Origin of the sequence: Flavobacterium sp. WC2416, assembly GCF_041200095.1 — a bacterium.
Lineage (GTDB): Bacteria > Bacteroidota > Bacteroidia > Flavobacteriales > Flavobacteriaceae > Flavobacterium.
Window position 1 is genome coordinate 2,549,152 of the sequence record NZ_CP165626.1, and the last position, 12,997, is coordinate 2,562,148.

Sequence of the window (12,997 nt, forward strand, 5' to 3'; positions counted from 1 at the left end):
CGACTAGCATCTATTCTAAAACCAAGAAATTACAGTCTTTCCCGCTTTTTCTAAATACGCATTTACTTGGCTAAAATGTTTGTTCCCAAACCACTTCCCCTGATTGGCACTCATAGGTGATGGATGCCCCGATTCTAAAACCAAATGTTTTGTACGATCGATTTTCAATCCTTTTTTATGGGCAAATGCACCCCAAAGTAAAAACACAACACCTTCTTTCTCCTCTGAAATCTTTTGGATTACTGCATCCGTAAAAAGATTCCATTTTAAATGTTTGTGACTATTGGGCGTATCTTTTCTCACGGTTAGCGAAGCATTTAAAAGCAATACTCCTTGCCTAGCCCAGGACTCTAAATTCCCTGAATTAGGCATGAAAATCGTATCCAAATCATCATTAATTTCACGGTAGATATTGCGTAAAGAAGGCGGAATACGCACACCATCATTAACCGAAAAACACAACCCATTCGCTTCCCCTTCTCCATGATAGGGATCTTGACCAATGATAACCACTTTTAAATCAGCAAAACTACAATAGTCAAAAGCGGCAAAAATCAACTCTTGTGGTGGATAACAAACGCTATTTTGATATTCTTGCTCCACATTCAAAAGTAATTCTTTAAAATACGGTTGCTGCGTTTCTTCCGATACAATGCTCTCCCACTCCGGATTAAGATTAATTTGCATATTATTTGAATTTCCCTAATTCGGTTTTAATTGCTACTTCTAATTGTGGTAAATAATTTTCACCTATTTCATAAATCACCTCAAAATCCAGCATTTCATAATGATGGGAGATAAAATCACGAAATCGAATAATTTTATTCCATTCTATTTCTGGATAATTATCCTGTAATAAATTATGTTTTCTCGAACTGTTTTTAACGTTCTCTCCTATTGCTTGAAGTCGGGTTACAATTGCGTCTAATAAAATTTTACCGTATTCAGTAGCTACAAAATCGGATGCCACATTGATTTCAGTAAATCTTTTATTACAAATAGTGATGTGTTCTAAAATAGTTTCTAACGAATATTTATAAACGTCATCATACATAAATTAAATCTTTTTCAATACTATTAAAAAAACGGTCCGAAATATGTGGCCCCTTTCTAACAATTTCAATTTTAGAATTTAATTTATCCTCTAAGTAAGAATACAACCCCATTAAAATACTGTAAGAGGGTTTATTAAATTCAACAAAAAAATCAACGTCACTCTCCGGATTTTCTAATCCTTTAGCATAAGAACCAAACAAAGCAATCGTCACAACACCATAATTTTCTTTTAGGTACTGCTTGTCTTTTTGAAGGACGTTAATAATTTCATCTTTTTTCATTAAACAAAGATAAAAAATAATACATTCAAATTACTTTGTAACTTTGTGACTTTGCAACTTATCTCAAAAAATGATATCCATTACCGAAAAAACATTACAAGATTTACAATTTCCAACTGTTCTAGAAACGATTTCAACGATCTGCAATACTGACATTGGAAAACAAAAAGCTTTAGAAATAACTCCCTTTAAAGATAAAGAAACTTTGATGCAGGCTTTAATGCAAACTTCAGAGTATGTTTCGTCTTTTCAAAATAATAATGCAATTCCCAATCATGGTTTTGATGCCATCACACACGAAATTAAATTTCTAGCCATTGAGGATAGTTTTCTAGAAGTAGGAAGTTTTAGAAAGATAGCAACGCTTTCTTCTACAGTGAATTTTTTATTGAATTTTTTTAAAAAGTTTGATGATTATTACCCGCATTTAAACACCAGAGCCAATCAAGTAGAATTGACTAAAGATATTATCACTCAAATTGATCAAATCGTTGATAAATATGGAGAGATAAAAGACAATGCTTCCCCCGTATTACTAGATGTTCGTAGAAGTATGAATTCCGTACGCGGAAAAGTAAATCAAAGTTTTGGATCAGCATTAACGCAATACAATAGTTTAGGCTACCTAGACGACATCAAAGAGAGTTTTGTACAAAACCGCCGCGTTTTGGCTGTTTTAGCCATGTACCGCCGTAAAGTAAAAGGATCAATACTTGGAAGTTCTAAAACAGGAAGCATTGCTTATATTGAGCCCGAGGCTACCTTACAATATTCACGGGAACTAAGTAATCTGGAATATGAAGAAAAGGAAGAAATCACTCGGATTCTAAAACAATTATCAAATGATATTCGTCCGTATTTGCCCTTATTGAAACAATACCAAGATTTCCTTAGTGATATCGATGTGATTGCTGCCAAAGCAAAATACGCCGATAGAATCAACGGAATCATGCCTCAAATCACGGACAATCGCCGACTCTTTTTTAGAGATGCGTATCATCCTATTTTGTATTTGAATAACAAACAGAAAAGGGAAATAACGCATCCGCAAACTATCGAGCTGCAACAGGAAAATAGAATTATTGTCATTTCTGGACCTAATGCAGGTGGGAAAACCATCTCTTTAAAAACGGTTGGTTTATTACAATTAATGCTACAATCAGGGATGTTGATTCCGGTTCACGAGCGTTCAGAAACCTTTTTATTCGATAGAATACTTACAGATATTGGTGACAATCAATCTATTGAAAATCATCTTAGTACCTACAGTTACCGACTAAAGAACATGAACTACTTTCTCAAGAAGTGCAATCGCAAAACGATGTTCTTGATTGACGAATTTGGTACCGGTTCTGATCCTGAATTAGGAGGTGCATTGGCTGAAATTTTCTTGGAAGAGTTTTACCATAGAGAAGCCTTTGGAATTATTACAACGCATTATTCCAACTTGAAAATCCTTGCCAACGAGTTGCCTTATGCTACTAATGCCAACATGATGTTTGACGAAAAGTCATTGGAACCCATGTATAAATTGGCTTTAGGTCAAGCAGGAAGTTCGTTCACTTTTGAAGTCGCTTTGAAAAACGGAATTCCGTTTAGTTTAATCAATAGAGCCAAAAAGAAAATTGAAGTGGGCAAAGTACGTTTTGACAAAACGATTGCTACTCTTCAAAAAGAACGTTCTAAGATGGAAAAAACGTCTCAAACGCTAAAGGAAGAAGAGACTAAAGCGCGTGAAGAAGGCAAGAAAATGGAGACGATCAATGTCAAAATAAAACAAAAATTAGAGAGCTATCAAGAATTGTATGATAGCAATCAAAAGACCATTTACATTGGCCAGAAAATAGAAGATATTGCCGAGAAGTATTTCAATAACAAAAACAAAAAAGACCTGATAGGGGAATTTTTGAAAATTATAGAAATAGAAAATTCGAAGCGCAAGAAAGCAACGCCAAAAGAAGCCAAAGCTATTGTAGCCAAGAAAAAAGAAGTCATTGAGGAGGTTACAGTTCATGTAGAGGAAATTCGCAAAGAAAAAAAGGAAAAGAAACTAAAACCCATAATAGAAAAACCCAAAGCTATTATACGCTTAGGCGACCGAGTGCGCATGCTCGACGGTAAAGCAGTTGGAACAATTGACAGTATTGAGAAAAATAAAGCAACGGTGAATTACGGTATGTTTACTTCCAAAGTAAGTATGGACGAACTAGAACTAGTTGAAGCAATGAAGAAGAAGTAATCGATAAATAGGGTCATTGCGAGGAACGAAGCAATCACACTAAAATACGTCGACAAACAGAAAATACAAACAGAGTCTTTGTGAGGAACGAAGCAATCACACTAAAATACGTCGACGTACAAATTAAAACTTATTGGAACGGAAATACTTGATGAGATTGCTTCGTTCCTCGCAATGACTCAAGTAATCGAGTCCCATTAAGATAAAAACTATAAATAAAATTACTCAACAAGACAAATTGTAAAAATAGCTTATGATTGAACTCCCACAAAATAGAAAAATTATCATCTTTGATGGGGCATGCAATCTGTGTAATACAGCGGTGCAGTTTATTATAAGGCATGACAAAAAAGACCGTTTCCGTTTTGTGGCTTTGCAATCGGAAATTGGACAAGAAATTATGAAACATATTGGTGTTGACATCCAAAAAACAGATAGTATTGTTCTTTACGAACCTGGAATCGCCTATTACATCAAAGGGGAAGCGGCTTTAGAAATAGCAAAACACCTAAGTGGTGGAATGGCAATACTATCCATTTTTAAGGCTCTTCCTACTTCTCTAACGAACAATATATACGATTACATTGCTAAAAATAGATACCAATGGTTTGGCAAAAAAGACAGCTGCATGATCCCTACCCCCGAATTGAAATCAAAATTTTTATAACTATTGTTGGTTTATGACTTTTATCATATTAAATTAAAGTCTCAATTTCTATTTTTGATTTAAAATAAAGAAACATGAAAAATATAGCACTTATTACTTGGGATAGTGGTTCCATTATTATCGTTTTTGTCTTTGGGTTTGTTTGCATTGCTTTGGTGGCCACAGTACTTTTACTAATGAAAAACGATAAGAAAAAGAAATAAAAAAAGGATATCTAAATTTAGATATCCTTTTTAATATAGATTATTAGACTAATTATCCTCTAATTAATTTTCTGTATTTCAAACGTTTTGGAGTTAAATCACCACCTAAACGTTTTTTCTTGTTCTCTTCGTATTCAGAGAAACCACCTTCAAAATAATACACATCAGAATCTCCTTCAAAAGCTAGAATGTGCGTACAAATTCTATCTAAGAACCACCTGTCGTGAGAAATTACTACTGCACAACCTGCAAAACTATCCAATCCTTCCTCTAACGCACGTAGTGTATTAATGTCCAAATCATTAGTAGGCTCATCCAATAACAATACATTTCCTTCTTCTTTCAAAGTCATAGCAAGGTGCAAACGGTTACGTTCACCTCCCGAAAGTGTAGACACTTTTTTGTTTTGATCGCTTCCACCAAAATTGAAACGGCTTAAATAAGCACGTGAATTCACTTGGCGTCCACCCATCATAATTAATTCTTGCCCATCGCAGAAGTTTTCCCAAATTGATTTATTAGGATCAATATTAGAGTGTGCCTGATCGACATATGCAATCTTAACTGTGTCTCCAATAGCAAACTCTCCAGCATCTGGTTTCTCCTCACCCATTATCATTCTGAAAATAGTAGATTTACCAGCACCATTGGGCCCGATGATTCCAACAATTCCTGCTTGCGGCAAAGTAAAATTCAAATTATCATACAATAATTTATCTCCATATGCCTTAGCAACACCTTTGGCTTCAATTACATTGGTACCTAAGCGGGGACCATTCGGGATATAGATTTCCAACTTTTCATCTAATGCTTTTTGGTCTTCGTTCAATAACTTATCGTAGTTCTGTAAACGTGCTTTTTGTTTTGTTTGACGTCCTTTAGCTCCTTGACGAACCCAGTCCAACTCACGTTCTAAGTTTTTTCTACGCTTAGAAGCTACTTTTTCTTCTAATGCCATTCGGCTTGACTTTTGGTCTAACCAAGAAGAATAATTCCCTTTCCATGGAATACCTTCACCTCTATCCAACTCAAGAATCCAACCTGCAACATTATCTAAGAAGTATCTATCGTGCGTTACAGCGATTACTGTTCCTGCATATTGTGCTAAATGTTGTTCTAACCAAAGGACACTTTCGGCATCCAAGTGATTCGTAGGCTCATCTAAAAGCAATACATCAGGTTGTTGTAATAACAAACGACATAAAGCGACACGACGACGCTCTCCACCGGAAAGATTTTTGATTGGAGTATCACCATCTGGAGTACGCAAAGCATCCATGGCAATCTCTAATTTAGTATCAATTTCCCAAGCACCCAATGCGTCAATTTTATCTTGAAGCGCTGCTTGACGATCCATCAATTTGTCCATCTTGTCTGCATCTTCATAATTTTCAGGAAGACCAAATAAGTCGTTGATTTTATTGTATTCTTCAAGCACTTGCATCGTTTCAGCAACCCCTTCACGAACAATTTCGATTACGGTTTTACTGTCGTCCAAAATAGGCTCTTGTTCTAAATAACCTACTGTATATCCTGGAGCAAAAACTACATCTCCTTGGTAGTTTTTATCTACTCCTGCAATAATTTTCAACAAAGAAGATTTTCCTGATCCGTTAAGACCTAAAATACCAATTTTGGCACCGTAGAAAAAACTTAAATAGATATTTTTAAGAACGGGTTTATCTGCTCCTGTATAAGTTTTACTCAATTTTGACATTGAGAAAATTACTTTTTTATCGTCTGACATAAATTATTATTTAATTGTTTTTAAAGTTATAATACAATTGGAATAGTCTTTTAAAGACTATTCAATCACTATTACAACACACAAAATTAGTAAAATTTTAAAGTGCAAAGGTATTATATTTTTGTTAACTAAATCCCTTTAAACTAGAATGAATAACTGCATCATTAAAATATTAATTACTCGAAAATTAATATGCATTATACATTCTTACTTGTAATTTCAATATTTGAAATTACAAACTCACATCCTACATCCGTATTATTTTTAACATCGATAGTTACATTATTTCTATCCACTAGTTTTTTTACTAAATTTAAACCAATACCTGTGCTGCTTTCTCCATTAAAGCTATCTCCTAATGTTTGAAACATTTCGAAGATTTTAGTGTGATACTTTTCATCTATTCCTGGACCATTGTCTTTAATTGAAAAAGTAGCATTTTCTTGATCAAAATAAATTTTAATTAGCGTCAGTTCCTTATCGTTATATTTAATAGCATTCGATAATATATTAGATACAATTTGATGAAAAGCCAAAGGTTGAAATAGAATAGTGTGATTCAAATTTACTTTTTCTATTTGAACATTTGCGGGTGGATTTATCAATTTTAAAACTTGATCAAGAGCAAACGCAATATTTACTTCCTCTTTTCCCTCGTTATTTTGAACATTTTTACTGTAATACAATAGATCTTCAATTAGTTTAGACATACTCTTTGAAGAAGTTTTTACCATGTCAAACAAATCGGCTACATCCCCATGAAGGTCAAGAATATGATCCTCTTCAATTAAATTTATTAACGTTTGTATGTTTCCTAATGGGGTTTTTAAATCATGCGCAATGATATGAGCAAACTGTTCTAATTCCTCGTTTTTTTGTGCTAAAGTTCCATTTAATTTTTTCAATTCTTGATCGTAATCCCAAATTTTCAAAAAAGATTCGACTTTTTTTCGAGTAATTTCTGTATTTAAAGGTTTTGATAAAAAATCGATTGCACCCAAGTCATAGGCTTTAGACAAATATTTTTGTTCATTGCTAATTGCAGTGACAAAAATAGTAGGAATAAAGGTTGTATCGGGGTGGCTCTTTATTATTTCTACAAACTCATACCCATCCATATCAGGCATTTGAACATCTACTAGAATTAATGAAACTTTTTTCTTAAGTAAAACTTGCAAGGCTTCATTTCCAGATAAACAGCATATAATTTCTCTATCCGGAAGGTCAAGAATACTACTTAATGCCATCAAATTTTCTGGTTTGTCATCAATTAATAAAAGAGTATGTTTTTTATTTGGCATAGCTATTCATTTTTTTAATAATAGTGTTAAGTGTGCACACTGTATGATTTTTATATATTTCAATTGCCGCTCGGGGCATGGATTCAAATTCGGCTTCATTACAATCTTGAACAATTGTCTCTCCCCTATTCTCTGCAATTATTTTCAATCCCTTTGCTCCATCTTGATTTGCTCCTGATAAAAGTATTCCACAACAATTTTCTTTTAAAACACAAGAAAAAGACTCAAAACTGACATCTATTGATGGCCTGCTATAATTAATTTCTTCTGAAGCATCCAATGAGAAACTTAAGTTTTCATTTAATAACAAATGATAATCGGATGGTGCCGTATAAATATATCCAGCTTTTATAAATTCTTTATCCTCTCCCTCTTTTACTATATAATGTGATTCTAATTGTAAGTAATCTTCTAAAATAGTTTTTGTGTTTTTCAGTCTATGTAAAATAATGACGATAGGTATATTCATCTCCTTATCCAATCCTTTTAGAATGGATAATATAAGATTAAAAGAACCTGCTGATCCCCCAATAATTATCGTTTTCATATCATTTTATTTTTTGATAAATTTTTTCCTTGCCATCAATAATTCTAAATTTATCTTGAATCGTGCTGAATCGTAGTGTTTCTTTATTTCCAAGTGCCAAAAACCCATGAACAGGTAAACTATCATAAAACAGTTTTAAAACTTTATTTTGTAATTCGTCATTGAAATAAATTAAAACATTACGGCATAAAATAAGCTGACATTCTTTGAAAACACCATCGGTCACTAAATTGTGTCGAGAAAACAAAATGTCTTTTTTTAGTTCGGTATTTATTATCGATTTCTGTCCATCAGAAACAAAATATTGATTCAAAGATTCTTTACCTCCACATGAAAAATAATTCTTTGAGTATTCTTTGAAATCCTTATTAGAATAAATTCCTTTTTTTGATTTGTCTAAAGCATTTGTACTGATATCAGTGGCGTATAATCTTGATTTACACAGTAAATTCATTTCTTTCAACAGAATAGCCAAAGAGTACGTTTCTTCACCAAAAGAACAACCTGCACTCCATATATTGATTTTAGGGTAACTCTCTAAATAAGGAAACACATTATTTATTAAGGATTTGAAAAAGTCTGGATCTCTAAAAAACTCACTTACATTCACAACAATTTCATTTATGAAAGTATTAAAATTTTCAGGATTGTTCACTAATTCATTCTTTAAATGAACGATTGTAACCAAGCCAGATAGTTCCATAAATCGATTGATACGTCTCAAAAGGGAAGCTCTAGAATACCCTTCAAAGTCGTAACCATATTGTTTTTTTATTAAAAAAACTATTTCATCTATGTCGCTAAATTCTATCATTTATTTATATACCCATATACTAATTAAAGAAATAAGCTGTTGTATATCAATTGGTTTCGATTGATAATCAGATGCTCCTGCATTTAATATCTCTTCACGATCTCCTTTCATTGCCTTTGCTGTTAGTGCAATAATAGGAAGGTTTTTCCATTTAGGATTTTCTCGTATTTTTTTAGTTGCTTCAAAACCATCCATCTCAGGCATCATAATATCCATTAGGACAATATCTATAGTTGCGTTGTTCTTTAAAACCTCAAGCGCTTCAATACCATTAAAAGCAGTTAAAATAGAAGCTCCCTTAGTAGTTAATGCACTCGAAAGGGCATAAATATTTCGAATATCATCATCAACAATCAAAATTGTTTTATCCTTAAGCACTTCACCTCCTAATAAATTTTGGACTGTTTTATTTACCTTTTTATTAGAAGTCTCCACAGTATCAAGAAATAACAGTAATTCATCTTTTAATCTCTCTGTAACATTGCTGGTTTTTATTACGACTCCATCTGCGCTATTTTGCAGTTCTAATTGCTCTTCATCTGTTAAAGATTGTCCTGTATTTACGATTATATTAATCTGATCATTTTTAGATATTTTTCTAAGCGCAGCTATATTTGCTATGTTCTTAGAATCAGGCAAACCGATATCCATAATCGCACAATCAATATCATCATTCATTAAGATATGCTCCGCTTCTTTAAAAGTATGTGCCTGAACACAAATTACGTTTCTGTCGCAATTATGAATTAATTCTTTAATGGAATAATTAAGGCTCACGTCATCTTCTAAAATCAATACTTTTTTAAATACTTTATTTATTTGAATATCGATTGACTCAAAAGCACTTTTTAATTTATCCGTAGTTATAGGTTTAATTAAGAAATCAAAAGCTCCCATTTCTTTGGCTAATTTCTCTCTATTCATTCCGGACATCACATGAACAGGAATGTGTTGTAATTCTTTATCTTCTTTTAGCCATTTTAAAACAGTCCAGCCATCAATTCCAGGTAATTTCATATCTAGAATAATCGCTTTGGGCTTGTATTTTTTGGCATATTGATAACCTGTTTCTCCTTGATAGGCAACAATTGCTTTAAAACCATTGTCATGAGCTACTTGTAACAATACATCCGCAAATGAAGCGTCGTCCTCAATAATCAATATAGTCTTGTCATCTACCGAAACAAAATTTCGATCATCATTAAGATTTTCTGATAAATCTAAAACTGCTTCCAAAGGTCGAGAAGTTTCTACTCTTTTCGATTCTGTTTTAGGATCAGTAATAGGTACTGGTTCTATACGTTCCACTTTATTATCTTGAAAAGTAACTGGAATATGAACACTAAAAACACTTCCGTTGTTTAGCTCACTTTCAAATGCTACTTCCCCTCCTAGTAATAATGCTAATTCTTTAGATATAAACAATCCTAAACCTGTACCACCATATTTTCTACTAGTAGAACTATCCGCTTGTTGAAATGTTTGAAATAATTTCTTTTTGTTTTCTTCTGAAATTCCAATTCCATTATCTTCAATATAGATTGACAAAATTTCATCTTGTTTCAATTTAGCCAATATTTCAGAAGTAAAATCAGTCTTATTTGAACCTGATGAAAAGCGCAAAGAAACGGTCCCGCTGTCAGGTGTAAACTTTAATGCATTGGACAAAAAGTTTTTAAGAATTTGTTCTAGCTTTCCAATATCTGTATGCAATTTTCTGGGGCAATCTTCAGTAATGGTTGTTATAAATTCTATTTTTTTCTTTTCCATTTGAGCTCTAAACAAGCCATCCATATCCGAATAAACTCGTTCAACGATAGAGTCCTCAGAATAAATCTCGACTTTACCAGCTTCAATTTTAGAAATATCTAAAATATCAGTGATCAGGTTCAATAAATCTTTACCTGAAGAGTTGATTACTGAAAGGTTATCAATTTGTGGATCTGTTAAATTGCCTAAATTATTTTCTTTTAAAAGATCCGAAAGTATTAAAATACTATTCAAAGGAGTTCGTAATTCATGCGACATATTAGCCAAAAACTCCGACTTGTATTTACTTGCCTGTTCAATTTCATCCGCTTTAATACTTAATTCTTCTTGAGCAATAACCAATTCTTCATTTTTAATTAGAACTTCATGGTTTTTATTTTCAAGTTCACGCCCTTTCTCTTCAAGATACGCATTCGTTTGTTCTAATTCAGAAGCTTGATTTCTAAGTTCTTCCTCAGATTGCTGTAACAACATAGACTGTTTGTTCAACTCCTCATTACTTTGTCGAAGTTCTTCTTCTTGAACTTGTAAAATATTATTTTTAAGTTTAATTTCATTAACAGAAACTTTCAATTCTTCGTTACGAATATAAACTTCAATGGCACTTCCCATAGATTCTGAAACAGTGTTCAGAAAAGTTTCATGATCTTCACTAAAATTTGTAAGAGATCCTATTTCTATTACTCCAATCACTTCGTTTCTATAAGAAATAGGTGTGATTAAAACATTAAAAAATGGCGATTCCCCTAAAGAAGAGGCCAAATAAGAATAATTATTAGGCAAGTTATTCAAGCATCTCTGTTTGTTTATTTGAGCCACTTCGCCAACTAAACCTTCTCCAAACATAATAATTTCAGGAGTATTCTTGTTGTCTGCATATCCTCCTATTTTATTCAATTGTTTGTTATCCTCAGCTGAATTAATAATATAAAAATTAGCTTGACATCCTTTGGTCTGTTCCACAAGTGTAAGGCAAATATTCCTTCCAAACTCATTTAAATCTTTTGAATCTAAAATAGAATAATTTATTGCACTAATCCTTTCTTTCATTTTATTAATCTCCGATGTTTCATCCTCCATCCGCTTCAATTCAAGAGACATTGCATTCATTGACTTATTAAGAGTGTCATTTGGGCTTCTTAAGTTAATTTTTGTCCCATATTCTCCAGAACTTATTTTAGAGGCCAAATGAAACTGTTCTTTCATCCCTTCCAATAACTGATTGAAAGAATTACTAATATCTACAAATTCTGAATTTCCAAAAAAAGCAGGGTTACGTATAATTTTACCTTGCGATATTTTCTTAATCGTATTAGACATAACATTTAGAGAACCAGATAATTGATTAACTAATTTATATAATAAAATAAAAGTGATTGTCAAAAACAGTAAAAGAATTGAAACTAAAATTAGTACACTTTTTAATGCGTCCGCTTTTTCTTTACTAGCAAATTTTACAATATAATTTAAATTTTGTTTTTCTAATTTCGCTATGTTTTTTACTATTAAAGTAGAATTAATCCACCATTCCCTAGGTGAAAGTTTTAATTTATTATCTATTACATTTTGTGCATTACCACTGAAAGTAGTATAGGAATTGGATTTTTGAAATTTTAAAAGATCTTTATTAATTGAATCCAATCTATAGTTTGATAATTTAAACTCAACACTTCGTACATATACTTTTGATTGAAAGTACAAATCTAATAAGGTGTCATCATTTTTTTTATCAATTAAACTCTGTATAACGACCCCTCTTTTTAATAAAGCTGCCCTTTTTAATAGCACATAATTAGTATAATTATTGGCCAAAGTAGTAATCTTAGGATATTTACAATACACCACTTCTCTATCAATTAAATTTATTAGATTTTCATTGATAATAGTATATTTCACAAAGGATGTTATAGCAGTTTCCTTTTTGTTTTCAATACTCTCATGAAGATTTATTATTGTTGTATATAATTTTTTAAAATCATTTGATATTAAAGTGTCTTTAAAATTATTTTTAAAAAACCACTCATTTGTTTTTTGCTTACTTTCTAAATATTTTTTTTTAATAGATGCATCAAAAAGGGAATAATTATGCAACCCCCTTTCGGTACCAATCAGCTCAATTCCTTCCGAAAGTGTAGCGATGTTTTTGATGTTATCTAAACTTTCATCTATGTTTTTATAGTGTTCTAAAGAGAAGTTTATATTTGAAACAGTAGTATAAATTAACCCTGAAAAAGGAATTAATAGAATTAATATTAACTGAGATTTAATTGATAATTTATTCCACATAGCTACTTCTAATTTTATTTTATAAATATATTATTATAAATAAAAAAACACTATTTACATAGTGTTTTTTTTGTCTTTATATAGTA

The 12,997-nt window shown here is 31.9% G+C and carries 11 protein-coding genes; 3 read left to right on the forward strand and 8 right to left on the reverse strand.

Annotation, left to right across the window (positions count from 1 at the left end; all coding sequences use genetic code 11):
* Nucleotides 1-15: 15 nt before the first annotated feature.
* The 3 genes from ung to AB3G39_RS10845 are packed head-to-tail and all read right to left on the reverse strand — an operon-like array spanning nucleotide 16 to nucleotide 1,337.
* Entirely contained in the window at nucleotides 16-687 is a 672-nt protein-coding gene (gene ung / locus AB3G39_RS10835; RefSeq protein WP_369765140.1) for a uracil-DNA glycosylase, read from the reverse strand.
* A gap of 1 nt (nucleotide 688) precedes the next feature.
* Nucleotides 689-1,054 carry a DUF86 domain-containing protein gene (locus AB3G39_RS10840; RefSeq protein WP_367752901.1) on the reverse strand — a complete coding sequence of 122 codons (366 nt, stop codon included), beginning with the start codon at nucleotides 1,052-1,054 and terminating at the stop codon, nucleotides 689-691.
* A complete protein-coding gene (locus AB3G39_RS10845) occupies nucleotides 1,047-1,337 on the reverse strand; it encodes a nucleotidyltransferase family protein (protein ID WP_367752899.1) in 291 nt (96 codons plus the stop codon). Before AB3G39_RS10845 ends, AB3G39_RS10840 begins: the two co-directional genes overlap by 8 nt.
* 70 nt (nucleotides 1,338-1,407) lie before the next feature.
* Here AB3G39_RS10845 and AB3G39_RS10850 point away from each other — a divergent pair, with 70 nt between their 5' ends.
* The 3 genes from AB3G39_RS10850 to AB3G39_RS10860 all read left to right on the forward strand — a co-directional run bounded on the left by AB3G39_RS10850 (nucleotide 1,408) and on the right by AB3G39_RS10860 (nucleotide 4,446).
* On the forward strand, nucleotides 1,408-3,576 hold the full coding sequence (locus AB3G39_RS10850) for a DNA mismatch repair protein MutS (RefSeq protein ID WP_369753736.1): 2,169 nt from the start codon (nucleotides 1,408-1,410) through the stop codon (nucleotides 3,574-3,576).
* A gap of 253 nt (nucleotides 3,577-3,829) precedes the next feature.
* Nucleotides 3,830-4,243 (forward strand): thiol-disulfide oxidoreductase DCC family protein, encoded by a 414-nt coding sequence (locus AB3G39_RS10855; RefSeq protein ID WP_367769683.1) that lies wholly within the window; start codon nucleotides 3,830-3,832, stop codon nucleotides 4,241-4,243.
* A 74-nt stretch (nucleotides 4,244-4,317) separates the two neighbouring features.
* The gene (locus AB3G39_RS10860) at nucleotides 4,318-4,446 is read left to right on the forward strand and encodes a hypothetical protein (protein WP_367752891.1); all 129 of its coding nucleotides are present in this window, start codon (nucleotides 4,318-4,320) and stop codon (nucleotides 4,444-4,446) included.
* Nucleotides 4,447-4,498: 52 nt separating this feature from the next.
* On the opposite strand, the gene ettA is transcribed toward AB3G39_RS10860, so the two are convergent.
* The 5 genes from ettA to AB3G39_RS10885 form a co-directional block, all read right to left on the reverse strand.
* Nucleotides 4,499-6,193 (reverse strand): energy-dependent translational throttle protein EttA, encoded by a 1,695-nt coding sequence (gene ettA, locus AB3G39_RS10865; protein ID WP_367769681.1) that lies wholly within the window; start codon nucleotides 6,191-6,193, stop codon nucleotides 4,499-4,501.
* 197 nt (nucleotides 6,194-6,390) lie between these two features.
* Nucleotides 6,391-7,494 carry a response regulator gene (locus tag AB3G39_RS10870; protein WP_369765141.1) on the reverse strand — a complete coding sequence of 368 codons (1,104 nt, stop codon included), beginning with the start codon at nucleotides 7,492-7,494 and terminating at the stop codon, nucleotides 6,391-6,393.
* Nucleotides 7,484-8,041, reverse strand: coding sequence for a chemotaxis protein CheB (locus tag AB3G39_RS10875; RefSeq protein WP_367769675.1), 558 nt, complete (start codon nucleotides 8,039-8,041; stop codon nucleotides 7,484-7,486). Before AB3G39_RS10875 ends, AB3G39_RS10870 begins: the two co-directional genes overlap by 11 nt.
* 1 nt (nucleotide 8,042) lies before the next feature.
* Nucleotides 8,043-8,855: a protein-glutamate O-methyltransferase CheR gene (locus tag AB3G39_RS10880; RefSeq protein ID WP_369753732.1), complete on the reverse strand. Its 813-nt coding sequence runs from the start codon at nucleotides 8,853-8,855 to the stop codon at nucleotides 8,043-8,045.
* On the reverse strand, nucleotides 8,856-12,911 hold the full coding sequence (locus tag AB3G39_RS10885; protein WP_369769349.1) for a response regulator: 4,056 nt from the start codon (nucleotides 12,909-12,911) through the stop codon (nucleotides 8,856-8,858).
* Between the last annotated feature and the right edge of the window lie 86 nt (nucleotides 12,912-12,997).

Bases quoted from the DNA above. Each gene is read 5' to 3' on its own strand.
- ung (WP_369765140.1), bottom strand. From the start codon at position 687: ATGCAAATTAATCTTAATCCGGAGTGGGAGAGCATTGTATCGGAAGAA.
- AB3G39_RS10840 (WP_367752901.1), bottom strand. From the start codon at position 1,054: ATGTATGATGACGTTTATAAATATTCGTTAGAAACTATTTTAGAACAC.
- AB3G39_RS10845 (WP_367752899.1), bottom strand. From the start codon at position 1,337: ATGAAAAAAGATGAAATTATTAACGTCCTTCAAAAAGACAAGCAGTAC.
- AB3G39_RS10850 (WP_369753736.1), top strand. From the start codon at position 1,408: ATGATATCCATTACCGAAAAAACATTACAAGATTTACAATTTCCAACT.
- AB3G39_RS10855 (WP_367769683.1), top strand. From the start codon at position 3,830: ATGATTGAACTCCCACAAAATAGAAAAATTATCATCTTTGATGGGGCA.
- AB3G39_RS10860 (WP_367752891.1), top strand. From the start codon at position 4,318: ATGAAAAATATAGCACTTATTACTTGGGATAGTGGTTCCATTATTATC.
- ettA (WP_367769681.1), bottom strand. From the start codon at position 6,193: ATGTCAGACGATAAAAAAGTAATTTTCTCAATGTCAAAATTGAGTAAA.
- AB3G39_RS10870 (WP_369765141.1), bottom strand. From the start codon at position 7,494: ATGCCAAATAAAAAACATACTCTTTTATTAATTGATGACAAACCAGAA.
- AB3G39_RS10875 (WP_367769675.1), bottom strand. From the start codon at position 8,041: ATGAAAACGATAATTATTGGGGGATCAGCAGGTTCTTTTAATCTTATA.
- AB3G39_RS10880 (WP_369753732.1), bottom strand. From the start codon at position 8,855: ATGATAGAATTTAGCGACATAGATGAAATAGTTTTTTTAATAAAAAAA.
- AB3G39_RS10885 (WP_369769349.1), bottom strand. From the start codon at position 12,911: ATGTGGAATAAATTATCAATTAAATCTCAGTTAATATTAATTCTATTA.